Below are 24,094 nucleotides of genomic sequence, written 5' to 3'. Positions count from 1 at the left end.
CGCCGCTCAAACGTCATGCTCACGGGGCGGCGGACGCGGGTTCCGCTCACCGGCGGTAGACGCCCACCTCGTATAGCGAGTAGCCCCACTTCGTGGCGCGATCGATGCCGCGGATGCGCACGTACCGTGCCTTCGTGCTCGCGAACCGAGCCGTGTCGATGCCGCCGTCAGCGTTGTACGTCGTGCGCACCGTCCGCCACTTCGTACCGTCGGTCGAGACCTGGATGCGGTACGAGAGGCCGTACGCGCGCTGCCAGTCGAGGGTGACCCTGCCGATGCGGCGGGTGTTACCGAGGTCGGTCTGCAGCCACTGGTCATCGTTCCAGTCGCTTGCCCACCGCGTGTGTGCGTCGCCGTCGAACGCTTGCGCCGGACCGTAGTTCGTGATCGGGTTCCACTCCGACGAGCTCGCCGTTGCGGCCTTGTCGACGGCCAGGTTGCGAGCGAGCCGGTGCGAGACTGTCGCCCCCCAGGTCTCGAGGTACGACTCGGCACCGTGCATGAGGTCGTCGGTCGCCTTTCCACCGCTCGCCTTGCGTACCTGCTCCAGCCAGTCGGGCAACAGACCGTAGTGGGCCATGCCGTCGAGGTTCACGTCCCAGGTGCGTTCTCCGGTCACCTGGCGGTTGATCCGGTCCGTACCGTCGAGGCTCCGGTACGGATAGTGCACCGCATACTTCCCGTCCTTGCCCTCGGGCGCCGGCCAGCCGCCGAGCCCGTTCATGTCGAGCCCGAGGCCCAAGCCGACATGGAACTTCTCGCGGATGTGCCGGCCGTTCGCGGCCTGCTTCGCGAAGTTCTCCGGCTGCCCCGGGTACTCTGCCTTGAACCCGCCGAGCCGGTACAGCCGCTTCGTCCAGTTGGCGTCCATCCAGCTGTGGCTCGAGATCACGCCGGGATAGTCCTCGGCCTCCAGCACGTCGAACGTGCGGTCGGCCGCCGTCACGCCCATGTGGTCGATCTCGACCATCATGTTGCGTTTCATCATCTCGTGCAGGGCGTACTCGCCCAGGCGGGTGAGTCCGCGGGTGTTGCAGCGAGCGTCCGGATCGTACGTCGGCAGCTTGACGCCGATCGGGAGCTTCGCCTCGAGCTTGGGGAGGCTCACCAAGCCGATCGGGTTGTCGTGTTGAGGACCGGTGCACTGCTCCGTCTGCCAGAACGTACCGGTCGACAGGAACTGACCGATGTCGATCACGGTGCCGATGACACCTTGGTCGAACCGCACACCGCAGAGGGCGTTGTCGAACTTGTGGCACAGGAACATGCTGCGTACGCCGAGGTCGTGCACCTCGTCGAGGCCCTTGTCGATGTCGTCCTTGCTGCACTGGGCGACACCGAGGATCTGCTTGCAACCGAACGGCTCCGACGTCTCGACGCCGAGCACGACGGCGAGCTTGCCGTCCTCGATCACCTTGCGCGCCTGCGCCGGGTTCGTGACGATCCGGAACCAGCCCTTGCCCGGCCCGCCGTACATGTCGTCGATGTACGCCTGCATCTCCCAGGACTTGCGGGCTTCGAGGCGGATCGCGTCCATCTCGTTGCACCCGCGGTCGCGCGGCAGCAGCGAGCAGATGACCCCGTTGCTGACCAGGTTGTTCACCATCACCCGCTGGCCCGAACGCCAGGCTCGCTCGATCCAGGCGTAGTAGTTCTGCTGATGGGTGAGCGACTTGTACGACGGCCAGTCCTCGAACGTCGGCCAGCCGACGGGGTCGTGCGTACCGTTGCTCCCGCCGGTGATGTTCTCGAACCAGGCGCCGATGCCGTTGGGATAGTGCTCCGGACAGTCCTTCAGCGCCTCCTCGACACCACCCTCGTCGAACGGCTTTCCGCAGACGAGACGCCCGCCGAAGCCTTCGTTCGACATCACGTGGTTATGCGCGTCGATGAACCCGCGTACGTCACCGTTCTTGTCCGTGCCGCGGAACGGCTCGCCGCTGACGTTGATCCGCGAATCGGGTGTCGGACGGTCATCGGGCACCCACCACTTGTCCTTTGCCCCGGCCGAAGCAGTGCCGCCCGTCAGCGCCGCCATCACGGCCAGCGTCACGACGACCGCGAGCGCGGCGAAGGTACGTCTACTGCGCATCGATGCATCCTCCTGCGCCTCGGGACGCCTCCGGCGAGGCTCTTGCAGAGTGAGAATGGCGTTTACACCGGTCTGAGTCAATAGTCCGGGACATTTGACCTACTTTTTGAGACGGCCGCGTCCGGCGTCGGAGATCGGGGCGGGGCCACGGCCACTGCAGATAGTTCAATCTTGACACTAATATTGATGCGAACTATCGTCATTGGCCGAACCGACTCGTACTGACATCGAGCGAAGCGGAGCCCGCCATGTCGTCAACCGTTCTCTACATGTCGATGTCTCTCGACGGCTTCGTCACCGGGCCGAACGAGGGCCCCGACAACGCCATGGGCGATGGCGGTCTTCGGCTCCACGAGTGGTTTCAGACCGGCGAGTCCGGAGAGACCGGCCACCACGGGGAGGCGCCCGGCCTGACCGGCGCCGATCGCGAGATCTGGGACGAGGTCATGTCCACCGGCGCCGTTCTCGCCGGCCGGGGCACGTTCGAAGGCGCGGGCGGCTGGGACGGCGATCACCACGACGGCGTGCCGATCTTCATTCTCAGCCGCAACGAGCCCGCCCCCGAGTTCGCCCGGTGGCCCAACGTCACGTACGTGAGCAGTCTGGAGTCTGCCGTTGACCAAGCGAAACGCGCTGCCGGCGACCGGAACGTGCTCGTCCACGGATCGGCCATCCCGCAATGGGCGCTGACCGCCGGGCTCCTGGACGAACTGCAGATCCATCTCGTTCCGGTGCTGCTCGGCGAGGGCCGCAGGCTCTTCGAGCACCTCGGGGTCGAGCAGCGCGAATTGGAGACGCTCCGCGTCGCGCAGGGCCGCGATGCCACGCATCTGCGCTACCGCGTACGGCGCTGACCTCCGAACTGCAGGTCGACGCCGTCAGGGATGGAGCAGCTCCGTCGGATCGAGCGTGCCGCTCACGTACGCCTCGAGCTGCCGGGTGGCGATCGCCGCGAACTCCTCGAAGACCTCCTCGACGGTCCAGCCGACATGCGGTGTGAGGACCACGTTCGGCATTGACCGCAGGGGCGAGTCGACGGGCAGCGGCTCGGCCGTGAAGACATCGAGCCCGGCACCGGCCAGCGGACCGTTGCGCAGCGCGTCGACCAACGCCACCTCGTCGACGATCGCTCCCCTGGCGGTGTTGACGAGGATCGAGCCAGGCTTGAGAAGTGCGAGCTCGCGTGCACCCAGGAGACCACGCGACTCGTCCGAGAGCCGCAGATGGACCGACACGACATCGCACGTACGCAGCAGCGTGTCGAGGTCGACGCGGGAAACGCCGTCGTCGGACGCTGCCGAACCCGGTCGTCGCCATGCGACGACCTCCATGCCGAACGCCTCGGCGACCCGTGCGACCTGCTTTCCGTGCCTTCCGACGCCGAGGAGTCCGAGTCGCCGGCCGCGCAGGGTCCGCCCGACCAGCCCCGGCCATTCGCCGCCGGCCATGGCGCGTTGCGCCGCCGGCAGGTGCCGCATGCAGCCGATGATCAACCCGAAGGTCAGTTCGGGCACCGCTGCACTCGCGGCGGTGCCTCCGCGACCGAGCGCGACCCGGACGCCGCGACCACGCGCTGCGTCCGCATCGACGTGGTACGCATGACCGCCGGTCTGCAGGATCAGCTCGAGGGCCGGTAGCCGGTCGAGCGTCGCCGAATCGAAGGCCGTGCGTTCCCGGATCGCCAGCACGACACGTACGTCGGCCAACTCGTCGTCCGAGACGTCGGCCAGCCGTCCGCGCAGGAACCGTACGTCCGCGAGCTCGCGCATCCGACGCGTCGACGCCGACGCTTCGATCAGACCTTCGACGTCGTCGAGCACGAGCAGCCGCGCGCGGTCGGGCATATCGGTGTCCTCTCCTGGGCACGTCGCGCCGGAACCAAATAGACATTTGTCATGCCCTGGCGCAACAAATGTCTATTTGTCGCGGGCGACCTCACTATACGGCCGTGGCAAGGTCGGATCGGCGCAAGTCGCCGCGCGCTTGCCCGGCCTTGGCTAGCCTTCGGTCATGGAGCAGGACGCTCACCAAGGCCAGACCCAATCGGAGTCCGAGCTGGTGATCGCCCTGCACAGCCGCGGCTACGTTGCGATCCTGCTCGTCGCCGCGCTCATCGGCATCCCGCTCTCGTTCGTCGCATTCTTCTTCCTCGTCGTCGTCCACGAGCTCGAGCACCTGGTATGGGACACGCTGCCCGACCAGCTCGGCTTCGATGGGGTTCCTGCGTGGTGGCCGATCGTGACGATGGGGCTGGCCGCCGTAGTCGTCGGGCTCACCATCTCGCGGCTCCCGGGACACGGCGGCCACGTGCCCGCCGACGGGATGGGCGCGGGAGGCACTCCCCCACGCGAGCTGCCAGGAACGATCATCGCCGCCGCGGTCGGGCTCTCGCTCGGAGCGGTACTCGGTCCCGAGGCTCCGCTGATGGCCCTGGGCAGCGGGCTGGCGCTGCTGGCGGTGAGTCGTACGCGCGCCGCCGATCGCCCGCAGGTGTCCGCCGTGATCGGGGCAGCCGGATCGGCCGCCGCGATCTCCGCGGTCTTCGGCAACCCGCTGGTCGCGGCCATCATCTTCCTCGAGGTCGCCGACATGGGTCGGCGGCGGACCACGATGCTGGTGCTGCCGGCCCTCGTCGCGAGCGGTGTCGGCGCGGTGGTGTTCACCGGCCTCGGAAGCTGGACCGGCCTGGAGATCGGCGCCCTCACCATTCCGGATCTCGAGTCGTCGACCCTGAATGCGGCAACCGTCGCCTGGACGCTCCCGGTCGCGGCCGCGATCGCGGCCGGCATCTGGGCGGCCCTCGTCTGCGGGCGCCGGGTCGCTTCGCTGGCCACCGCGTACCGGATGCGGATCACCGTCGCTGCCGGCCTGGTGACCGGGCTCGGCGCGACGATCTACGCGCTGGTGACCGACCACGGCCCCGAGGAGGTGGTGCTGTCGGGCCAGGCCACGCTCGGGGACCTGGCGTTGCATCCCGAGCAGTGGTCGGCTGGCGCGCTCGTGCTGCTGCTCGTGTGCAAGGGCATCGGCTACGGAGTCTGCCTCGGCGCGTTCCGAGGTGGGCTGATCTTTCCGGCCGTCTTCCTCGGCGCCGCCGCCGGAGTCCTCGCCAGCACCGCGCTACCCGGCATCGACCCGGTTGCCGGCGTCGCCATCGGAACCGCCGCCGCAACCGCCGCCACCCAGCTCCCGGTGACCGGCATCCTGCTGGTCGTCCTGCTCATGGGCGACGCCGCGGCGAGCCAGATGCCGGTGATCATTCTGTCGGCGGTGACCGCGCTCGTCGTCGACGAACTGCTGAACAGCCTGACGGCGTCGGATCCGGACTCGCCCGCCACGACCTGACCGCCCGGCGCCTGTCGGTACGTTTCGAGTCAGACGAACAGCACGGCGAGGATGCACAGAATCGCCATCAGGCCGAGCATCATCACGATCCCCGACATCTCGTCCGGGGTATCGGCACGCCGACGACCGGCGCGCCCCTGGGGTTCGATACTCATGGCCACTCCTCACCCTGACTCGTCCTACCCGGTGATCCACTACTAGATAGGACGTCGAGAGGCACCGCGACGTTGCCTCGCACGGCATTTCCCGGATTCGTCGGTCCGACCCGGCCTGCCGGGTCGGGCCGGTTGTCCCTCCGCCGTAGCCATCCGATAAGTTGCACACCCATCACATAAGTTGGCCCGGCCGCGAGGACCCGCATGTCAGACTCGATCCGCCAGCTGACGCTCTCCCACGTCGTACTCCCACTGGCCAACCCGGTCAGCGACGCGAAGGTGCTCACCGGACGACAACGACCGCTCACCGAGATCGTCCTGCTGTTCGTCGAGGTGACGACGGCGGGTGGCCACCAGGGCATGGGATTCAGCTACTCCAAGCGGGCCGGCGGCCCCGCGCAGTTCGCCCACCTTCGCGAGGTCGCCGACGTCGCGATCGGGCGGGACCCCTCCGACATCGACCGCATCTACCAGTCGCTGCTGTGGGCGGGCGCGTCCGTCGGACGCTCCGGCGTCGCAACGCAGGCCATCGCCGCGCTCGACGTCGCAATGTGGGATCTCAAGGCGCGGCGCGCGGACCTGCCGCTGGCCAAGCTGATCGGCGCCCACCGCGACTCGTGCCGGGTCTACAACACCTCGGGCGGCTTCCTCCAGGCGTCGGTCGAGGAGGTCAAGGAGAGGGCGAGCGCATCGCTGGAGGCCGGCATCGGCGGCATCAAGATGAAGGTCGGCCAGCCCGACTGGCGTACCGATCTCGATCGCGTGTCAGCCGTTCGCGACCACCTGGCCGCGACACCCCTGATGGTCGACGCCAACCAGCAGTGGGACCGCGCCCGGGCGCGCCGGATGTGTCGCGAGCTCGAGGCGTACGACCTGAGCTGGATCGAAGAGCCGCTCGACGCGTGGGACGCGGTCGGGCACAGCGACCTGAGCCAAACCTTCGACACCCCGATCGCCACGGGGGAGATGCTGACCTCGGTGCCCGAGCACCTGGCGCTCATCGACGCCGGCTACCGCGGCATCGTGCAGCCCGACGCTCCGCGGATCGGTGGCATCACCCCGTTCCTGCGCTTCGCCACCCTCGCATCACATGCCGGCCTCGCCTTGGCACCGCACTACGCGATGGAGATTCATCTCCATCTCGCCGCCACGTACCCGACCGAGCCGTGGGTCGAGCACTTCGAGTGGCTGAGCCCCTTGTTCAACGAGCGGGTCGACATCCGCGAGGGACGGATGTGGGTGCCGGAGCGATCCGGTCTCGGGTTCACGCTCAGCGACCGGATGCGCGCGCTGACCCTCGAGACCGCGACGGTCGGGCCGTGACGGGGTGAACGGATGAGCGCCTCACTCGCCCAGCGGGTTGTCGACGGACTGAAGGACCAGATCCTGGCCGGTGACCTGGTACCGGGCGCCAAGCTCCCGTCCGAGACCGAGCTGATCGGCGCGTACGGCGTCTCGCGCACCGTCGTACGCGAGGCAGTGTCGCGGCTGCAGGCGGAGGGGCTGGTCGAGACGTTCCAGGGCCGAGGGTCGTTCGTGCTCGCGGTGCCCGAGCCGTCGACGTTCTCGTTGGAGTCGTCGGCCATCCGCACCCACCGTGACGTGCTCGCGATGGTCGACTTCCGACTCGGGTTCGAGAGCGAGGCCGCGGCGCTCGCCGCGGCCAACAGCACGCCCCAGAACACCCGAGCGATCGACGAGGCGCTCGAGCAGCTGGGCGCTGGCGGTGACGAGGGCGCCGTCGAGGCCGACTTCGCATTCCACCGTGCCGTTGCCGTGGCGACCGACAACAGGTTCTACGTCGACCTGCTCGACGCCCTCGGGCCGATGATGATCATGCTGCCGCGTACGAGGCTCGACACGCAGTACTCGATGACCGACGCGGCACACGTGGAGCGCGTACGACGCGAGCACGAGCAGGTGGCGACGGCCGTTGCCGCCGGGGACGCCGAGACCGCTCGCGCTGCGATGCGCGTCCACCTCGGAAACACCCGCCGCCGCCTGGCCGCCCCACACCCGTGAACGCGGCCGTCCGGCGTACGAGCGCTCATTGATGCTTGCCCAGGAGGAATCCGGCACAACTTGATACCGTCCGGGCATGGACGTCACCTTCGACCAGGTACGCAGCTTCATAGCCGTTGCGGAGGAGCTGCACTTCGGCCGAGCGGCCGAGCGGCTGGCGATGACCCAGCCACCGCTGTCGCGCCAGATCCAGAAGCTGGAGCGCGTCGTCGGCGCGCAGCTGCTCGCGCGTGACAATCGGCGCGTCGAGCTCACGCCGGCCGGCGCCTCGTTCCTCGAGGACTGCTATCGGCTGGTCAACACCGTCGACCAGTCGGTCGCACACGCGCGGCGCGTCGAGGGAGGCTCCGCCGGCACGCTGCACCTGGGTTTCACCGCGGGCTCGGCGATCGGCATCCTCGGCCCGCTCCTCGGCATGCTCGGCGAGGAGCAGCCCGACATCGAGGTGATCCTGCACGAGCGGGTGACCGGTACGCAGGTCGACGGCATCCGCCGGGGCGAGATCGACCTCGGACTCGCCCGCCCCCCGTTCGACACCAACGTCTTGTCATCGCGGGTCGTCGCGCGCGAGCCGTTGCGCGCGGTAGTACCGGAAGGGCACCCGATCGCCGCGGCACAGGGACCGCTCGGGCCTGAGGACTTCGACGGACTCCCGGTCGTCAGCTACCACCCGGTCCAGGCGCGGTACTTCCACGAGATGACGGTGCGCTTCCTGGTCAACGGCCATTCCCGGATCGAGCAGCACGTACAACAGATCCTCACCGCGGTGCTCCTGGTCGCCGCCGGCGAGGGGGTCGCGTTCGTGCCCGCGAGCACGGCGGCGCTCGGCGTACCCGGTGTCGTCTACAAGACCCTGATGGACTTCGGGGGTGGGCACCCCGACAGTGACCCCGCGCGCCCGGTGGAACTGCACGCGATCTGGGCCCGCGGCGGCCTGACGCCGATGGTCCGCCTGGTCCTGCACCTGGTCCAGCGCGCCGCGAACGTCATGGACGATGCTCTGGATGCATGAGCGGATGCCGAACTGGTGTTGGACCAGCATCGCTCCTCCTTCCTAGCGTGGTACGCGAGCGACGATGGTCGTCGCCTGGTGCCGAGAGGACCGCACGCCGTGGCAAACCTGACCCCCGACGAGCTCGCCGGGACTCTTGGCGAGGGGCTCCTGTCCTTCCCCGTCACCCACTTCACCGACGAGCTGGAGTTCGACGAGCCCGCGTACCGGGAGCACCTGCAGTGGCTGAGCGATCACCCGGTGGCCGGCTTGTTCGCCGCGGGGGGAACCGGCGAGGGATTCTCGCTGACCCCACCCGAGTCCGACCGCGTCGTACGCGCCGCCGTTTCGGCGGTCGACGGCGCACTGCCGGTGCTGGCACCGGCGACCGGGTCGACGGCCAACGCCATCCAGCAGGCGAGGGCAGCGGAGGAGGCCGGCGCCGACGGCATCCTGCTGATGCCGCCGTACCTCACCGAGGCGAGTCAGGCGGGGCTCGTCGAGCACGTCAGCGCGATCTGCTCGGCGACCTCGCTCGGCGTGATCTTCTACAGCCGCGCGAACGCGGTGCTGCAGGCCGACGCCCTCGAGGAGGCGTGCGATCGCAACCGGTCACTGATCGGGTTCAAGGACGGGATCGGCAGCATCGAGGAGATGACCCGCACGTACGCGCGCATGGGCGACCGCCTCGTCTACATCGGCGGTCTGCCGACCGCCGAGGTGTTCGCGCTGCCGCTGCTTCAGCTCGGCGTCACGACGTACTCGTCGGCGATCTTCAACTTCGTGCCGGAGTTCGCACTCGACTTCTACGCCGCCGTGCGTGCCCAGGACCAGGCGAAGGTCTATGCCATGCTGAACGCGTTCGTGATCCCCTACACGGAGGTGCGCGATCGCCGGCGCGGGTACGCGGTGTCGATCGTCAAGGCCGGCATGCGGGTCGTCGGCCGCTCGGCCGGTCCGGTACGCCCACCGCTCACCGACCTGACCGAGCACGAATTCGCGAATCTCGACGAGCTCGTCAAGCGCATCGGAGGTGCCGACGCATGAGCGTTTCCCCGGCAGAGGTCCTGGGTGTTTCTATCGTCGCTGGAAAGGACGTCATCGGCAGTGCGGGTTCCGTTCGCGCCCGCACAGCCGCCACCGGCGAGGACGTCGAACCCACCTTCGGCCTGCTCGACCTCGACCAGCTCGACGCGGCCGTCGCGGCAGCTGCGGACGCGTTCGCGACGTACCGCGAGACGAGCCCAGGCCGACGCGCGGCGTTCCTCGAGGCGATCGCCGAGGAGATCGAGGCCGACCGCGACCAGATCGTGGGGCGCGCCGTTCTCGAGAGCGGTCTCCCCGAAGCCCGGTTGAGTGGCGAGGTCGGTCGCACGACAGGTCAGCTGCGGATGTTCGCCGACGTCGCCGCACAGGGCGACCACCTCGGCGTACGCATCGACCCGGCGCTGCCCGACCGCACGCCCGCCCCTCGTCCTGACCTGCGGCAGCGGATGATCCCGCTCGGGCCGGTTGCGGTGTTCGGCGCCAGCAACTTCCCCCTCGCGTTCTCGACGGCCGGCGGCGATACGGCCTCGGCACTCGCGGGCGGCTGCCCGGTCGTCGTCAAGGGACATCCGGCGCACCCTGGTACCGGCGAGCTCGTCGCGCGCGCGGTTGCGCGCGCCGCCGCTCGTACTCGGATGCCCGCAGGAGTATTTTCGTTCGTACTCGGAGCCGGCAACGAGTTCGGGCGGGCGCTGGTGAGCGATCCGCGGATCCGCGCCGTCGGCTTCACCGGATCCCGCGCCGGCGGCCAGGCCATCGTCGAGGTGGCGCAGCGGCGCCGCGAGCCGATCCCCGTGTACGCGGAGATGTCGTCCATCAACCCGGTCGTCGTGCTCCCCGGGGCGCTCGACGGCGACGTCGACGGGCTCGCGAGCGCGTACGTCGGCTCGTTGACGCTCGGTGCCGGACAGTTCTGCACGAACCCCGGACTGGTGTTCGTGCCGACCGGTGACACCGGCGATCGTTTCGTCACCGCGGCCGGGCGGCTCGTCGGCGAGGCGATCGGCCAGTTGATGCTCACGCCCGAGATCGCCGAGGCGTACGCGCGTGGTGTCGCCGATCTCGCTGCGACGGACGATGTACGGCGGGTTGCCGATGGGCTGGCAGGTGACGGACCCGGACGCCCCGCGCCCGTGCTGAACGAGGTCGCAGCGTCCGACGTCGGTCGGGTGGAACGCGAGGTGTTCGGCGCATCGTCGGTTGTGGTCCGCTACGACGGGGTCGACCAGCTCGCGAGCGCCCTGGCCGCGATCGAGGGTCAGCTCACGGCGACGGTCCAGTACGCGCCCTCGGATGTCGAGGAGGCCCGGCGGCTGCTGCCGGTGCTCGAAGACCGCGTCGGGCGGATCCTCTTCAACGGTTGGCCGACGGGCGTCGAAGTGTGCCACGCGATGGTCCACGGCGGGCCGTACCCCGCGACGTCGGACGCGCGTACGACCTCGGTCGGGTCCCTTGCGATCGAGCGCTTCCAGCGCCCGGTGTGCTACCAGGACGTGCCCGATGAGCTGCTGCCCCAGGCCGTGCGCGACGACAACCCGTGGGCCCTGTCCCGGCGGATCGACGGCACTCTGAGTCTCGGCGAACGCGATCGATGACGGCGATCGCGCGGATCGAGGTCGTACCCGTCGCAGGGCACGACTCGATGCTGCTCAACCTCTCCGGTGCCCACGCCCCCTTCTTCACTCGCAACGTCGCGATCGTCACCGACACCGATGGGCGAACGGGGCTCGGCGAGGTGCCGGGCGGCGAGTCGATCCGCAGGACGATCGAGGATGCGGGCGACCTGCTGACCGGTGAGCCGGTGCTGCGGTACCGATCGCTGCTGCGCGACGTCGCTGATCGGTTCGCCGATCGCGATGCGGGCGGGCGCGGCACGCAGACGTTCGACCTGCGTACGACCGTGCATGCGGTGACCGCGCTCGAGTCCGCTCTACTTGACCTCGCCGGCCAGGCACAGGGCGTACCCGTCGCCGAGCTGCTCGGCGACGGTCAACAGCGCGACCGGGTGCCGATGCTCGGTTATCTCTTCTACGTAGGCGATCCCGACCGCACGGACCTGCCGTACCTTCGTGAGCCGGGCGGCGGCGGGTGGGAGTCGGCTCGTCGCGAAGAGGCGATGACGCCGGAGGCGGTCGTACGACTGGCCGAGGCGGCAGAGCAGCGTTACGGGTTCGTGGACTTCAAGCTCAAGGGCGGCGTCCTCCCCGGCGAGCAGGAGATTGCGGCCGTGACCGCGCTCTCGGAGCGGTTTCCCGATGCCCGGATCACGCTCGACCCCAACGGTGCATGGCTTCTCGATGACGCCGTTGCTCTGTGCAGCGACCTCGGCGACGTACTCGCGTACGCGGAGGACCCCGTTGGTGCCGAAGTCGGCTTCTCGGGCCGCGAGGTGATGGCGGAGTTCCGTCGGCTCACCGGCCTGCGTACCGCCACCAACATGATCGCTACCGACTGGCGTCAGCTCGCGCACGCGGTGCGTACGAACGCGGTCGACATCCCTCTCGCCGACCCGCACTTCTGGACGATGACGGGTTCAGTACGCGTTGCCCAACTGTGCAACGACTTCGGGCTCACCTGGGGATCGCACTCGAACAGCCACTTCGACATCTCCTTGGCGATGTTCACCCATGTCGGCGCGGCCGCGCCCGGCGAGATCACCGCGCTCGACACGCACTGGATCTGGCAGGACGGCCAAGGCATCACCCGCGAACCGCTGCGCATCAACGGCGGTGACATCGCCGTCCCCACCTCCGGGGGCCTGGGCATCGAGCTCGACCGCGACCGGCTCGCCGAGTCCCACGAGCTGTACGTCGAGCACGGACTCGGGCATCGCGACGACGCCGCCGCGATGCGGTACCTCGTACCGGACTGGACATTCGACCCGAAGCGGCCCTGCCTGGAGCGCTAGGGTCGGGCCGCCTTCGTCCCACCGGACGGGCAGGGCGTACCGGGCCCGAACCGAGGTAGCCGGAGTCGCTCCCGCGTGCGATGCGCCGTCAGACGCCGACGTGAGCGTCAACCTGCTCGGGCGCGGCGCGCGACGATGACGCAGGAACCCGCAACAGCCTCGCGGCCCATACGGGGAGGTACCAGTTCCATTTCCCGAACAGCGACACGGTCGCCGGTACCAGTACCGCACGGATGAGCGTCGCGTCGAGCAGGATGCCGAAGCCCAGGGCGGTCGCCATCACCTTCAGGTCGGTGCCCGGCCCGGACGCGAGCGCCGCGAACGCGAGGAACAGGATGAGCGCGGCACTCGTGACGAGCCGGCCGGTACGCCCCATGCCCTCGATGACGGCGCGATCGGTGTCGCCGGTCTTGTCGTACTCCTCGCGCATCCGCGCCAGGATGAACACCTCGTAGTCCATCGACAGGCCGAACAGGAACGCGAATACGACGAGCGGGATCCAGAACGTGATCGCCCCGGTCTCGGAGATGTCGAACAGCGCCTCGGAACCCAGGCCATATTGCCAGAACAGCACCGTCAGCCCGTACGTCGCGCCGAGCGACAACAGGTTGAGAAGTACGGCCTTCAGCGGCAGCAGCAGCGAGCGGAAGGCGCGGGCCAGCAGTACGAACGTGAGCATTGCGATGAGCGCGAGCATCAGCGGGAAGTTGCCGTACACCGCGCTCATGAAGTCGAGCTGGGCGGCGCCGACGCCGGCCACGCCGACAACACCGGGTAGACCTTCGGACCGATCCTTCACCCGCTCGACGACATCGACACTCTTCGAGTTGACGGTCTCCTCTGCGGGAACGACGACGACGACCGAGCTCCCATCGCGATTGCTCGACTCGTCGGTCGAGACAAGCGCACGGTCGACGCCGTCCACCTGGGCGAGCTCTTCGGCCGCCGCCTGGGCGTCATCGGTCGCGACGAGCACCTCGATCGGTGTCAGGCTGCCCGTTGTCACGCCGCCGTCCTCGAGGGTCTGCAGGGTTTCGTACGCGGGGCCGCTCTTGGCAAGCGAGTCGCTGGACGACTGGCCGATCTTCATGCCGAACAGGCCGATGAGCAACGCGAGCAACACGGCCATGGAGACTCCGGCGGCGACCCAACGTACCCGGACGACCTTCGCCGCCCACGCCTGCCACGCCCTGCTCGCGCGGTCCTCGCGCCGGATCTTCGGCCAGTCGACCCGTGGGCCGATGCCCGCGAGGATCGCCGGCGTCAGGCTCAGCGTCGTAGCGACGCTCGCGAGTGGGACCAGCGCACCGCCGATGCCCACGCTTCGCATGAACGGCACCGGCAGAACGACCAACGACAGCAGGCCGATCGCGACCGTGAGTCCGCTGAACATCACCGAGCGACCCGCGCTCTGCATGGCTGCTCGTACAGCGTCGTGATTCTCGAGTCCGTGATCGCGCTCCTCGCGCCAGCGCGTCACCAGCAGCAACGAGTAGTCGATCGCGACCCCGAGACCGACGAGTGCGATGAGAAACTGCACCAACGCCGAGTAGTCGCTCAGATACGTCAACGGCAGCAGCATGACGAACGTCGCCAGGATCGATACTGCCGCAACGACCAGCGGCAGGAACGCGAGCATCGATGCGAATACGAAGGCCAGTACGGCAAGCGCGCCCAGACCACCGATCAGGGTCTCCGCCAGCACGCCGGCACCGCCCTCTTCCGAGGCACCGGTAGCGAGCTCGTCCATACCGGTCACGCCGACGGTGCTACCCGCCGGCTTCCCGCTTTCGGCGGCAGCACGGATCGCCTCGGTCGGACGCTCGGCCGCCGGCGACGTGTCGAACCGCCAGAACACCATCGCATATGACGTCTGGCCGTCCTTCGTACGAAATGCATCGTCGCCTGTGTTGGCCTCGTCAAGCACGCGTACGTCGGGCACCTCCGCCGCTACCGTGTCGAATGTTTCGGCAACGGCGGCCGCCTTCGCGTCGATCGTTTCTCCGTCGGCAACCGTCACCGACACGAGGTACGGCGCGTTCTTGCCACCGTTCCCGAGGTGCGCGTCGATCTTCTCGGCCGTCTCGCTTCCGGGCTCCCCCGGCAGCGAGTAGTCGTACGTGAGCCGCTCGGAGACGGCACCGGAAACCGTTGCTCCCACGATGGCGACGAGTACCCAGAACGAGACAACCCACCGACGGTGGGTCAGTACGAACTCCGCCCAACGGCGCATATCCCAAATCCTCTCGAATGTGGGCCACCCCCCGGGTGACCGATCGACGAAGCTCGTCGCTTGCAGCCCTGACGATCGGCGAACGACCGATGTGACTGTCGCGGGTCAGGTTTCTGGCGCGGTGCCCTTCACCCGATCGTCAGCCCTGGATGATGCCGATCGGATTGCCGTCGACGTCGTCGATCACAGCGGTGATGGCGCCGCCACCGACGTCCTGGGCGGGCTGGCGCACCGTGCCGCCGGCCGCGACCAGCTCGTCGACCGACGCGGCGGCGTCGGGCACGCGCCAGAATGCCTGCGGCCCGGTCATTCCCTTGGCATGGCCGTTCGGATCGAGGCCGACGTGTTCGCCGGCGACGTCGAAGCCGACGTAGTACGACGCATCCATCGACGGCTCGACGCCGAGCAGCGCAATGAAGACCGGCTTGGCGGCGGCGAGGTCACGTACCGGATAGAGCACGGTTTTGAGTCCAATGGTCATGGGGTTCCTCCTGGAGATGTCACGATCGCGCCAGGTGGCGCGTCAGGGAGATGACGGATGCCGACAGGCAGTTGTGACACGAGAATGGAGCCGGTGTGACGCGAGGATGGGTGAGATGAACGACGAGGAGCTCGCCGATGCCTTCGAGGGCCATCGCACGCACCTGCGCGCCGTCGCGTACCGGATGCTCGGCTCCGTGCACGAGGCAGACGACGCCGTGCAGGAGGCATGGCTGCGGCTGGAGCGCGCCGACGTGAGCACGATCGCCAACCTCGGCGGATGGCTCACCACGGTCGTTTCGCGGATCTGCCTCGACTACCTGCGCTCCCAGGCGAGCCGACGCGAAGGCCCGATGGAGGGACACTCCGACCTGCCCACGGATACCCCCGACCCCGAGACCGACGCAGTGCTCGCCGATCAGGTCGGGTCTGCGGTGCACATCCTGCTGAGCACGCTGTCGCCGGCGGAGCGGTTGGCGTTCGTACTGCATGACCTGTTCGCGATGCCGTTCGAGGAGGTCGCTTCCGTCATGGGTCGCTCGGATACGGCGGTCCGGCAGCTCGCCAGCCGGGGCCGGCGCCGCGTGCAGCGGCCGGAGGCCACGAGCAGCGCGGCCGACCGGCGTACCCAGCAAAAGATCGTCGACGCATTCCTCTCCGCGTCACGAAACGGCGACCTTCAGCAGCTCGTCGACCTGCTCGACCCCGATGTCGTCATCCGCGCGGACGGCGCCGCCGTCACCATGGGGTCTGCGCGCGTCACGACCGGCGCGACGGCGGTCGCCCGAACGTTCTCCGGCCGCGCTCTGGGGGCGCGGCTGGTCGCCATCGACGGGTACGCCGGCGCCACCTGGTCGACGCACGGCGAGCTCAAGGTCGCATTCGCCTTCACCGTCGACGGAAGCCGGATCACCGAGATCGAGCTGCTCGCCGACCCCGAGGTGCTCGCCGCACTCGACATCGGCGAAGTGAGCTGACGCCGGCACCTGTCGTACGAGGAATCCAGGAAATCGTGCCGCCGCAGGACCGGATCACCTATGGGTGCTCGTGCGGCCAGGCGACCTCGTCGCCAGGGCGGCGCACGTCGTCGCAATCACCAGAAGCGCCGCGATCGCGGCAGCGACCATGAGCAAGCCGTCTGCGGAGGACGAAGCCGCGAAGTAGACCGTACCGAGTCCGGCGACCGCGAGCACCTCCGCGAGCACAGGCCCAGTGGCGTTCATTGCCGAGATCGCCGAAGCGAATCGGGACTCCACCAACGAGGTGACCTGCGCGATCAGCGGACTGTACCCGGCCGCGTGCCCGGCGCCGGCGATCAGCAGGAACGGGAGGAAGATCGACGGGTGCGCATCCTCTCGGATGAGGAGCACGGACACGGTCGTGCCTGCCGCGAAGGCCAAGGGACCCACGATCGGCATGGCGCTCTGCAGCCGGCGTGGGCAGTGGTTCCAACTCAGGCTGAGCGTGCCGAAACCGAGAGCGTACGGGACGAAAGCGAGTCCCGCCTGGAGCGGCGTGTATCCGAGTTCGGACTGCAGATGCAGGGTCAGCGTGAGTACGAACACGGTGTAGCAGCCCATGACGATGCAACACGAGGCCAACCCCGGCTTCACCCCGTTCGGTCGCAGCGCCGCCAGGTCGAACACCGGCTGCCGTGCCGTGGATTCGTACCGCACGAAGACGGTCAACAGCACTGCTCCGAACGCCAGAGTGAGCCAGGTCCACGCCGGCCACCCGTGGTCCGGGCCGAAGATGAGCGGGAGGGTGAGCGCGGTCATGGCCACGGTCAACAGCGCGACCCCGGCGAGGTCGAGACGAGCTTGTCCGTCCGTACGCGCGCGCGGTAGAACCCGCGAACCGATCCAGAACACGACCACGCCGACCGGAACGTTGATCAGGAAGACCGGCCGCCAGGAGAGCCCGAACAGGTCAACCTGGGCGACCAGCCCGCCGACCAGCTGTCCGATCGCGACGCCGAGGGCGAGGACCATGCTGTAGACGCCGATCGCCCTCCGCCGCGCAGCGCCCTCCCAGTGACGGTGGATGAGCGAGAAGACCTGCGGCATCAGTAATGCGGCGCCGATCGCTTGAGCCACGCGGGCGAGCATCAACATCGTCGGGTCGAGGGCCACCCCGCACAGCAGCGAGGCTCCGGTGAACCAGCCGAGACCGATCAGGAACGCGCGTCGATATCCGATGACGTCGCCGAGCCGCGCGCAGGTGACGAACAGGACGCCGGTGGTGAGTAGATAACTCGACACGAGCAACTGGATCTCCGCACCACTCGCGTGCAGCCCGGCACGAATCGTCGGCGCGGCAACGGACACGATCGATCCGTCCATGGAGACCATGACCTGCCCGGTGAGCAATACGGCCAACATCGAGCCGCGACGGGTGGCGGTAGCGACGAGCGGAGGGTGACTGACCACGCCTCCGAGCATCGATCGAACGCGACTGGCAGTCTTGAACGAATCTGCGGGTGCACCGGTCGACGGACAGTGTCGGTGGACAGTGGAGTGTCGGTGCGTGACGGTAGGTTCGGCTCTGTGCGTACGACGAGACGAGTGGTTGCGAATCGGCACTTCGTGGTCCGGACGGTGGAATGCTCCGATGACCACGCACGCTGGTCCCCTGCCGAGACGACGTCCGCCACCCAGATGATCCTGGTCCGGCGAGGCAGGTTCCGGCTCGATACCCGCGGCCGGCGGATGACGGCCGACCCGACCACTGGCTATCTGAACCAGCCGGGGCAGGAGGCCCGCTTCGCCCACCCCGCAGGCGGCGACGTATGCACGTCGATCACTCTGCCCGGCGACGCTCTGACCGCGGGTGTCGAGGCGGTCCGTTCTCCCGCAGTCCGCGTGGACGCGCGACTCGAGCTGGCGCACCGCGCGCTCCTGCGTACGGACGCAGATCCGTCCTTCGCCGGCGTCGAGGCCGTGGTGGAGCTGCTGCGGCTGGCTCTTCGCCGCGAGCCCGACGAGATACCGGCGCCCGGGCGCCACGACCTCGCAGATCGCGCCAGGGACGCATTGCTCGCGGATGAGGGCGGCACCAACCTGGTCGCATTGGCGCACCTGCTGGAGACGTCCCCGTCCCACCTGAGCCGCACGTTCCGGCACCACGTGGGCATGACCGTGAGCCGATACCGTAATCGCGTACGGATCAGCCGCGCCCTGCAACGAATCGACGACGGCGAAACGAACCTCGCCGACCTCACGTACGCCCTCGGCTTCAGCGACCAAGCACACTTCACCCGCACGATGCGGCGCGAGCTCGGCCACACCCCCGGCCGCGTACGCGCCCTGCTCGCCTGACGACGTCGAAACCCCGATGACATCGGCGCCTACGACCCGTCTCGATTCTGTCCAAGCAACGTTGGCACGGAGGTAATGCATGGCGCGGGTAGTGGTCACGAACTTTACGAGTATCGATGGTGTTATCCAGTCGCCGCTGTCGGCCGATGAGGATGATGATGGCGGCTTCACAAACGGCGGATGGGTCACGCCGTACAGCGACGATTCGGTTGCCGACTTCATGCGGCGCGCAACCGTGTCGGCCAGCGGCTTGTTGCTCGGTGGCCGAACCTACGCGATCCTCGCCGAGGCATGGTCGACCGCGGATGAGAGTGAGCCTGCAGTCGCGGCGATGAACCGGCTGCCGAAGTACGTCGTCTCCCGTTCTGCGACGCTGCGTTGGCACAACTCCGAGCGCATCGCGAACGACGAAACGCACCGGGGCGTGCGGCAGCTGAAGGAGCAGGCATCGGGTGACCTGCTCGTCCTTGGGTCTGGAACGCTCGTCGGGTCGCTCGCTGCATGCGATCTGGTCGACGAGTATCGGCTACTCGTGTTTCCGGTGATCCTCGGATCGGGAAAGCGCATGTTCGACGACCAGGCGCATCTCGCCCACTTCGACCTCGCAAAGACCGATACCTCTCCAAGCGGCGTTGTGCTGGTGACGTACCTGCGGGGCGATTGACAGCGTCCAGACGTGCGCACCTTCACGTATCCGTGACGAGACGCCCGAAGACGAGAGAGTCCCGCCGTTGACCCCGGAGTAGGACGTGTCCACGGAGAAGTCCCTCGCGGCGCAGGCCCGCCTTCTCCAGGACCCGGATGGAACCAATGTTGTCCGGTGCGCACGTCGCAGCCAGGCGCTCCAATCCCAGGCGGTCGAATCCGAGCCGCATCAGCAGCGTCGCCGCTTCGGTTCCCAAGCCGCGGCCCCAGCAGTCGCGGCGAATTGTGTACCCGAACTCTCCTGTCCGGTCGCCTTGGCTGGTAGTCCAGACGGCCGCCGAGCCGACCACGTCCTCATCAAGGACGACCGCAAGGAGGTAACCGTCGTTCATCCGTGCGGTCGCCTCGGCTATAAACGCGTGTGTGTCCTCGGCGGTATTGGGTCCCCATGTCGTGAACTGGCAGACCACGGGGTCCGACGCGAACGCGTGCACCGCGTCGAAGTCGCTCGTCCGAAACCGGGCAAGAGTCACGCGCGACCCGCGAATCTCCACGACCCTCTCGGTGTCCGACATGCATCAACCCTTCTCTCAGAACTCGGCCGGACCGTACACCCGGATGATCAGAGGGTCACTGCGCCGATGCGGGGCTCTTGCGCTGCTTCGCATTGAAGCGCGCCTTCTTCTGACGATTCCCGCACGTGTTCATGTCACACCATTTGCGGGTGCGACTCTGGCTGGTGTCGAAGAAGGCGGCTTGGCAAGTCGGCGACGCGCACAAGGCCATCCTTCCGTCTCGCTCGCCCGCGATGATGCTGATCGCGTCGGCGGCGATCACGCTGAGGGCATCTTCTACGCGGGAAGCCGAGCTCAGTCGCCATTGCCGATGTCTCTCGGGCGTCAGGACAGCCGCGGCCCCACCCTGAATGCTGCAGTCATTGATGGTGCGGAGGGCAGACGCAGGGAGTGAGTCGTGGGTCGCGGTCGCCGTCGCGGCGGCGTGAATCGACTCCCTCAGTTCCCAACTGCGTTCGAGCTGGGCGGTGGTGCAGGAGTCCACGGCGAGGCCGCTCACTGCCAGCCAGTCGACGAGTCGCTGCGGCGTGGGAATGCGCTCCACAGCGTCGCCGTGACGCTCCGTCAGAGTCGCCGTGAAGCTGGTCGCCAGCACGTTGCCGAGTCGGAAGTCAGGGAACTCTGCACGCATGGAACCACCTTAGCCGGTTGCACGCCGGCGAGGCAGTGTGTTAGAACCGTCTTAGCCGGTTCGCAACCGTACGCACCGGATCCGCGATGGCCAGGAGGTCTCATGCCCCGTCTCACCAGCGAGGTGCAAGCATTCGTTGCCCACGCCTCCGACGCTGACCTCGACGATCTGCGCGCGCGACTGGCCGCGGCGCGGCTGCCCGAAGCCGAGACGGTCTATCGCGCCGCGCCGGACCCTCGCCGATGGGACCAGGGCGTTCCCCTCACCGACCTCGTCGACGTCGTGGACTACTGGCGTACCGAGTACAACTGGCGGTCGTTCGAAAAGCGCCTTGACCGAATCGGCCAGTTCCGCACGACCATTGACGGTCTGGGAATCCACTTCCTGCACCGCCGATCCCCGCGCGCAGACGCCACTCCGCTGATCTTGACGCACGGCTGGCCGGGCAGCATTGCTGAGTTCATCGATGTCGTGGACGAGCTGGCAGATCCGAGAACTGCCGACGCGCCGGCGTTCCACGTCGTGGTCCCGTCGCTACCGGGATTCGGTTACAGCGACAAGCCCGCCACCACCGGGTGGGGAATCGAGAAGATCGCGGCCGCATGGGTGGAACTGATGGGGAGGCTCGGCTACCAGAAGTTCGCGGCACACGGCGGTGACTGGGGAGGCAACGTCACCACCGTCCTCGGCGGCAGATTCCCGGCGCACGTTCTCGGCATCCACACGACGTTCGCCCTGGCACCGACCGGGTTGACCACGGAAGGGCTGACGGCGGCCGAGCGCGAACGGACCGAGGAAACCAGCGACTTCTGGCGCCACCACCGGGCGTACGCGAAGCAGCAGGCGACCCGACCGCAGACCATCGGCTACTCGCTCGTCGACTCACCGGTCGGGCTTCTTGCCTGGCTCCTCGACAAGTTCGCCGAGTGGTCGGACACCGACGACAGCCCGTTCGAGACGATTTCCAGAGACAGGATTCTCGACGACGTCACCCTGTACTGGCTGACGCGGACCGGCGCATCCGCGGCCCGCATCTACTACGAAAGCCCCAACTCGCTCGACCCTGAGCTTCGGGTCGACGTCCCGTCGGCAATCACCATGTATCCCCGCGACATCGAGTCGCGCACCCCGCGCGCATGGGCACAGGAGCGGTACCGACAGATCGTCCGATGGACGTCGCCCGAAAGCGGAGGGCACTTCCCGTCGCTGGAGGTTCCCGCGTACTTCGTCAAGGATCTACAAGCTGGCCTCGCGGCGGTGCTGGCGGCCGATCGGTGAACCAGGAGGTCCGAACCGACGACCTTCTCACTACACAGTCGCGGTCGCCGGGTCATGTGGTGGATGCGCGTCGTGGCGGTGACGTCGGCTGCGATTCGGGCGGCGCATCCTGATCGAGGATCGGGCAGGGCCGGAATCCCTTCGCTATGAGCCAGATCGTGAGCGAGGCTTCCCAGACGATCTCTGGGAGTGTGAACAAGAAGGAGATCCCGGATAGCTGCTCCCACGCTCCGAAAAGCACGGCTGTTGCTGTGATCAACGCTAACGGGCCGCCAATGAGGCCGATCAGGGCCATTCGACGTGGTACGAGCCCGGACTTGTACATCAGGTAGCCGAGCAGAATGCCATTGCCGATGCCAGCGCAGAACGCAGGCCCGAGAAGGAACGTTGCGTCATGTAACGCGACCAGCGATTGCCCCGCCACGACAACTGTTTCGGATCCTGCGCCGGCGCCGAGTTCGTCTCGGAGCGTGACGACTGCCAGGAGACTCATCAGCCCGACCACGATGATCGTGGACTCGACGATGCGTACGGCGACGTACCCGAGCGCGAGTGCTTCACTTTGCCGTTTGACGATGGGGAACAGCACGACGGCGGTTCCGACGCCGGCGATGGCCGTGACGATCTCGCCCAATGCCCCGAATGCCACGCGTGTGTCGTAGCCCGAACCGAGTATGTAGTCGGTGTCGTTCACGATTGAGTCGTAGAGCGGAAGCGCCGGGATGGACGCGATGAAGGTGAAGGCGAAGAAGACTCCCGCGATAAGGGCGGTCCTTCTGTGTGCGCTCATATCGGACTCCTCTGACGTCGCGCCTTGTCGTCAACGATCCCAGGGACGTTCTCAGCCGGGGCAGGAATGCAGATTGTTGGACGCCGCCACGGTCGGGTGGCTCTTGGCCGACCGTTGGTCACCTGGACCACCTACAGGAGTAGGGCGATTCCGACGGCGACTAGCCATAGGGACCACGCGATGTACGCGATCGGGGTCATTACCGCGGCTACTCTCCAGCCGTGTCGCTCGAAGCTGCCGACGAACTCCACCGAGCACATCATGAGCAGACTGCCGACGATGATCCCGGCGATGCCGAGCCACCCTGGTGCGTTGCTGGACTGAATTAGCGCGACTCCGGAGAGAACGCTCCAGCCGCCCGTGAAGAGATAGCCGAGGTGCTCACCGACCGCAACGCCGAGATAGCGGTTGAGAGCTTGGAACAGGACATCGACGGCTTCGCGACGTGCAAGGCTGGCGTCGGGGTCGCCGTCGACTCGTGCGAGATAGGGAACGAGGAACGGCCAGCGAACCAGACCCAGGAACTGCACGGTGCCCGCCAACACCCCTGTTGTCGCCGCGACCGCGACTACGCCCCGATCGGCGCCGACCATGGCGACTGCGAGGAGAACCGCCACCGGAGCAAGCAGGACCGCAGTCAGCGCGAATACCCACCACAAGAGCAGTAGACGCGCGCCACCGGCACGAAATCGGGTAAGAACATCGGCGGTGGGGCGGCGGAGGACGTCCGGGTAGTCGAAGCTACGCGCGAGCAGGAAGAAGCACAGGTTGAAAGCGAGCGGCAAGAGCACGAGGAGCGTGCCGGTTGTGCGCTCGGTGTTCACCGCGACGCCGTGCCCGATTCCGATCGACCCGCGGATGACCGACTGAGTAGCACTGCGAGGAGCAGCCAGGTCAGCAATCCGAATACCAGCGCTCCGCTCGCGCCGAAGTTCGGGAACCGCTCATCTATGTTTCTCGAGATGACGTACGACGACACGAACCAACCGAGCGCCCAGGCAGGAGGATTCGCCACCGCCCACGCGATTGCACCCGAGATCGGATGCCCTGACAATGTGAGCGCCATCATCTGAAGTACCCCCACCCCAAGTCCTGTCACGGCACCCATGATGGCCAGATCGCCGCGGCCGATCCCGTAGTCGACCAGCGCTGCGCCTGAGGCGAGGCCCACGGCCATGCCCGCGCTCGTGGCCGGAAGCCAGAGCCACGAGACCCAGCGCCGAAGCGCGAACCATTCAGCTGCTCCGATGATCACTCCCGCGATCACGCCCGCAATCAGTGCAGCGCCGACCGAATCGACACCGTCCACGGTCAGGTCAGCGACACCCCCGCCAATCGGGAACCCGAGCAGGATCGCGATCGGCCAGAGCCACAAGCGGCGTGCCGCCCGTACCGCTGCGCCGGTCTGGGATTCCATGCCGCGCCGTCCTTCGCCTTGGAGCACCCAGTGTCGTCCCCCCAGCCGCGTACCGCGGCCGAACAACGAAAGGGACTCGGTTCGGCTTCCCTGGTGCACGGTCGGGCGACGACGGTCTCGAAGCGGAGCGGATCAAGGGTGGTGCTTGCGCCATCACGAAGGGACGCC

23 protein-coding genes are annotated in these 24,094 nt (G+C 67.8%); 12 read left to right on the top strand and 11 right to left on the bottom strand.

Features of this window, described 5'->3' with window-relative positions:
- Positions 1–46 precede the first annotated feature (46 nt).
- Positions 47–2,092 carry a discoidin domain-containing protein gene (locus L0C25_RS12755; protein ID WP_271632025.1) on the bottom strand — a complete coding sequence of 682 codons (2,046 nt, stop codon included), beginning with the start codon at positions 2,090–2,092 and terminating at the stop codon, positions 47–49.
- 248 nt (positions 2,093–2,340) lie between these two features.
- Between L0C25_RS12755 and L0C25_RS12750 the strand changes: the two genes are divergently transcribed.
- Positions 2,341–2,946 carry a dihydrofolate reductase family protein gene (locus L0C25_RS12750; protein WP_271632024.1) on the top strand — a complete coding sequence of 202 codons (606 nt, stop codon included), beginning with the start codon at positions 2,341–2,343 and terminating at the stop codon, positions 2,944–2,946.
- 24 nt (positions 2,947–2,970) lie between these two features.
- On the opposite strand, the gene L0C25_RS12745 is transcribed toward L0C25_RS12750, so the two are convergent.
- The gene (locus L0C25_RS12745; protein WP_271632023.1) at positions 2,971–3,936 is read right to left on the bottom strand and encodes an NAD(P)-dependent oxidoreductase; all 966 of its coding nucleotides are present in this window, start codon (positions 3,934–3,936) and stop codon (positions 2,971–2,973) included.
- Between the two features lie 166 nt (positions 3,937–4,102).
- Here L0C25_RS12745 and L0C25_RS12740 point away from each other — a divergent pair, with 166 nt between their 5' ends.
- Positions 4,103–5,437 (top strand): chloride channel protein, encoded by a 1,335-nt coding sequence (locus L0C25_RS12740; RefSeq protein WP_271632022.1) that lies wholly within the window; start codon positions 4,103–4,105, stop codon positions 5,435–5,437.
- 29 nt (positions 5,438–5,466) lie between these two features.
- On the opposite strand, the gene L0C25_RS12735 is transcribed toward L0C25_RS12740, so the two are convergent.
- Positions 5,467–5,592, bottom strand: a complete 126-nt coding sequence (locus tag L0C25_RS12735) for a hypothetical protein (protein WP_271632021.1) — start codon at positions 5,590–5,592, stop codon at positions 5,467–5,469.
- A 204-nt stretch (positions 5,593–5,796) separates the two neighbouring features.
- On the opposite strand from L0C25_RS12735, the gene L0C25_RS12730 reads away from it, so the two are divergent.
- From L0C25_RS12730 to L0C25_RS12705, 6 genes are all read left to right on the top strand, one after another.
- Positions 5,797–6,915, top strand: a complete 1,119-nt coding sequence (locus L0C25_RS12730; RefSeq protein ID WP_271632020.1) for an L-talarate/galactarate dehydratase — start codon at positions 5,797–5,799, stop codon at positions 6,913–6,915.
- A 12-nt stretch (positions 6,916–6,927) separates the two neighbouring features.
- A complete protein-coding gene (locus L0C25_RS12725; RefSeq protein ID WP_271632019.1) occupies positions 6,928–7,614 on the top strand; it encodes a FadR/GntR family transcriptional regulator in 687 nt (228 codons plus the stop codon).
- Between the two features lie 76 nt (positions 7,615–7,690).
- A complete protein-coding gene (locus tag L0C25_RS12720; protein WP_271632018.1) occupies positions 7,691–8,626 on the top strand; it encodes a LysR family transcriptional regulator in 936 nt (311 codons plus the stop codon).
- Between the two features lie 99 nt (positions 8,627–8,725).
- Positions 8,726–9,652 carry a 5-dehydro-4-deoxyglucarate dehydratase gene (kdgD, locus tag L0C25_RS12715; protein WP_271632017.1) on the top strand — a complete coding sequence of 309 codons (927 nt, stop codon included), beginning with the start codon at positions 8,726–8,728 and terminating at the stop codon, positions 9,650–9,652.
- Positions 9,649–11,247 (top strand): aldehyde dehydrogenase (NADP(+)), encoded by a 1,599-nt coding sequence (locus L0C25_RS12710; protein WP_271632016.1) that lies wholly within the window; start codon positions 9,649–9,651, stop codon positions 11,245–11,247. Before kdgD ends, L0C25_RS12710 begins: the two co-directional genes overlap by 4 nt.
- A complete protein-coding gene (locus tag L0C25_RS12705) occupies positions 11,244–12,560 on the top strand; it encodes an enolase C-terminal domain-like protein (protein WP_271632015.1) in 1,317 nt (438 codons plus the stop codon). Before L0C25_RS12710 ends, L0C25_RS12705 begins: the two co-directional genes overlap by 4 nt.
- 88 nt (positions 12,561–12,648) lie before the next feature.
- Here L0C25_RS12705 and L0C25_RS12700 read toward each other — a convergent pair whose 3' ends face one another.
- Together L0C25_RS12700 and L0C25_RS12695 are read right to left on the bottom strand one after the other, a co-directional pair.
- Positions 12,649–14,793, bottom strand: coding sequence for an MMPL family transporter (locus L0C25_RS12700; RefSeq protein WP_271632014.1), 2,145 nt, complete (start codon positions 14,791–14,793; stop codon positions 12,649–12,651).
- A 139-nt stretch (positions 14,794–14,932) separates the two neighbouring features.
- The gene (locus tag L0C25_RS12695) at positions 14,933–15,274 is read right to left on the bottom strand and encodes a VOC family protein (RefSeq protein ID WP_271632013.1); all 342 of its coding nucleotides are present in this window, start codon (positions 15,272–15,274) and stop codon (positions 14,933–14,935) included.
- A 115-nt stretch (positions 15,275–15,389) separates the two neighbouring features.
- Here L0C25_RS12695 and L0C25_RS12690 point away from each other — a divergent pair, with 115 nt between their 5' ends.
- Positions 15,390–16,250: a sigma-70 family RNA polymerase sigma factor gene (locus L0C25_RS12690; protein WP_271632012.1), complete on the top strand. Its 861-nt coding sequence runs from the start codon at positions 15,390–15,392 to the stop codon at positions 16,248–16,250.
- A 54-nt stretch (positions 16,251–16,304) separates the two neighbouring features.
- Here L0C25_RS12690 and L0C25_RS12685 read toward each other — a convergent pair whose 3' ends face one another.
- Positions 16,305–17,702 (bottom strand): MFS transporter, encoded by a 1,398-nt coding sequence (locus tag L0C25_RS12685; protein ID WP_271632011.1) that lies wholly within the window; start codon positions 17,700–17,702, stop codon positions 16,305–16,307.
- A gap of 117 nt (positions 17,703–17,819) precedes the next feature.
- Between L0C25_RS12685 and L0C25_RS12680 the strand changes: the two genes are divergently transcribed.
- Both L0C25_RS12680 and L0C25_RS12675 read left to right on the top strand, forming a co-directional pair.
- Entirely contained in the window at positions 17,820–18,590 is a 771-nt protein-coding gene (locus L0C25_RS12680) for a helix-turn-helix domain-containing protein (RefSeq protein WP_271632010.1), read from the top strand.
- A gap of 79 nt (positions 18,591–18,669) precedes the next feature.
- Entirely contained in the window at positions 18,670–19,254 is a 585-nt protein-coding gene (locus L0C25_RS12675) for a dihydrofolate reductase family protein (RefSeq protein WP_271632009.1), read from the top strand.
- Between the two features lie 22 nt (positions 19,255–19,276).
- Here the strand turns inward: L0C25_RS12675 and L0C25_RS12670 are convergent, their stop codons facing one another.
- The gene (locus L0C25_RS12670) at positions 19,277–19,810 is read right to left on the bottom strand and encodes a GNAT family N-acetyltransferase (protein WP_271632008.1); all 534 of its coding nucleotides are present in this window, start codon (positions 19,808–19,810) and stop codon (positions 19,277–19,279) included.
- A gap of 55 nt (positions 19,811–19,865) precedes the next feature.
- Positions 19,866–20,441, bottom strand: coding sequence for a CGNR zinc finger domain-containing protein (locus tag L0C25_RS12665; protein ID WP_271632007.1), 576 nt, complete (start codon positions 20,439–20,441; stop codon positions 19,866–19,868).
- 102 nt (positions 20,442–20,543) lie between these two features.
- Here L0C25_RS12665 and L0C25_RS12660 point away from each other — a divergent pair, with 102 nt between their 5' ends.
- On the top strand, positions 20,544–21,719 hold the full coding sequence (locus tag L0C25_RS12660; protein ID WP_271632006.1) for an epoxide hydrolase family protein: 1,176 nt from the start codon (positions 20,544–20,546) through the stop codon (positions 21,717–21,719).
- A gap of 52 nt (positions 21,720–21,771) precedes the next feature.
- Here L0C25_RS12660 and L0C25_RS12655 read toward each other — a convergent pair whose 3' ends face one another.
- The 3 genes from L0C25_RS12655 to L0C25_RS12645 form a co-directional block, all read right to left on the bottom strand.
- Entirely contained in the window at positions 21,772–22,509 is a 738-nt protein-coding gene (locus L0C25_RS12655; RefSeq protein ID WP_271632005.1) for a DUF4386 domain-containing protein, read from the bottom strand.
- A gap of 131 nt (positions 22,510–22,640) precedes the next feature.
- On the bottom strand, positions 22,641–23,333 hold the full coding sequence (locus L0C25_RS12650) for a DUF4386 domain-containing protein (protein WP_271632004.1): 693 nt from the start codon (positions 23,331–23,333) through the stop codon (positions 22,641–22,643).
- A complete protein-coding gene (locus L0C25_RS12645) occupies positions 23,330–23,926 on the bottom strand; it encodes a hypothetical protein (protein ID WP_271632003.1) in 597 nt (198 codons plus the stop codon). The genes L0C25_RS12650 and L0C25_RS12645 overlap by 4 nt, the downstream gene beginning before the upstream one ends.
- Positions 23,927–24,094 lie beyond the last annotated feature (168 nt).

It is taken from the genome of Solicola gregarius (assembly GCF_025790165.1).
Taxonomy (GTDB): domain Bacteria; phylum Actinomycetota; class Actinomycetes; order Propionibacteriales; family Nocardioidaceae; genus Solicola; species Solicola gregarius.
Note: the sequence above shows the minus strand (reverse complement) of the source record. Positions and strands in the feature narration are given on the sequence as shown.

Bases quoted from the DNA above. Each gene is read 5' to 3' on its own strand.
- L0C25_RS12705 (WP_271632015.1), top strand. From the start codon at position 11,244: ATGACGGCGATCGCGCGGATCGAGGTCGTACCCGTCGCAGGGCACGAC.
- L0C25_RS12725 (WP_271632019.1), top strand. From the start codon at position 6,928: ATGAGCGCCTCACTCGCCCAGCGGGTTGTCGACGGACTGAAGGACCAG.
- L0C25_RS12665 (WP_271632007.1), bottom strand. From the start codon at position 20,441: ATGCGTGCAGAGTTCCCTGACTTCCGACTCGGCAACGTGCTGGCGACC.
- L0C25_RS12730 (WP_271632020.1), top strand. From the start codon at position 5,797: ATGTCAGACTCGATCCGCCAGCTGACGCTCTCCCACGTCGTACTCCCA.
- L0C25_RS12710 (WP_271632016.1), top strand. From the start codon at position 9,649: ATGAGCGTTTCCCCGGCAGAGGTCCTGGGTGTTTCTATCGTCGCTGGA.
- L0C25_RS12745 (WP_271632023.1), bottom strand. From the start codon at position 3,936: ATGCCCGACCGCGCGCGGCTGCTCGTGCTCGACGACGTCGAAGGTCTG.
- L0C25_RS12645 (WP_271632003.1), bottom strand. From the start codon at position 23,926: ATGGAATCCCAGACCGGCGCAGCGGTACGGGCGGCACGCCGCTTGTGG.
- L0C25_RS12720 (WP_271632018.1), top strand. From the start codon at position 7,691: ATGGACGTCACCTTCGACCAGGTACGCAGCTTCATAGCCGTTGCGGAG.
- L0C25_RS12740 (WP_271632022.1), top strand. From the start codon at position 4,103: ATGGAGCAGGACGCTCACCAAGGCCAGACCCAATCGGAGTCCGAGCTG.
- L0C25_RS12750 (WP_271632024.1), top strand. From the start codon at position 2,341: ATGTCGTCAACCGTTCTCTACATGTCGATGTCTCTCGACGGCTTCGTC.
- L0C25_RS12670 (WP_271632008.1), bottom strand. From the start codon at position 19,810: ATGTCGGACACCGAGAGGGTCGTGGAGATTCGCGGGTCGCGCGTGACT.
- L0C25_RS12655 (WP_271632005.1), bottom strand. From the start codon at position 22,509: ATGAGCGCACACAGAAGGACCGCCCTTATCGCGGGAGTCTTCTTCGCC.
- L0C25_RS12690 (WP_271632012.1), top strand. From the start codon at position 15,390: ATGAACGACGAGGAGCTCGCCGATGCCTTCGAGGGCCATCGCACGCAC.
- L0C25_RS12675 (WP_271632009.1), top strand. From the start codon at position 18,670: ATGGCGCGGGTAGTGGTCACGAACTTTACGAGTATCGATGGTGTTATC.
- L0C25_RS12660 (WP_271632006.1), top strand. From the start codon at position 20,544: ATGCCCCGTCTCACCAGCGAGGTGCAAGCATTCGTTGCCCACGCCTCC.
- L0C25_RS12695 (WP_271632013.1), bottom strand. From the start codon at position 15,274: ATGACCATTGGACTCAAAACCGTGCTCTATCCGGTACGTGACCTCGCC.
- L0C25_RS12700 (WP_271632014.1), bottom strand. From the start codon at position 14,793: ATGCGCCGTTGGGCGGAGTTCGTACTGACCCACCGTCGGTGGGTTGTC.
- L0C25_RS12735 (WP_271632021.1), bottom strand. From the start codon at position 5,592: ATGAGTATCGAACCCCAGGGGCGCGCCGGTCGTCGGCGTGCCGATACC.
- L0C25_RS12755 (WP_271632025.1), bottom strand. From the start codon at position 2,092: ATGCGCAGTAGACGTACCTTCGCCGCGCTCGCGGTCGTCGTGACGCTG.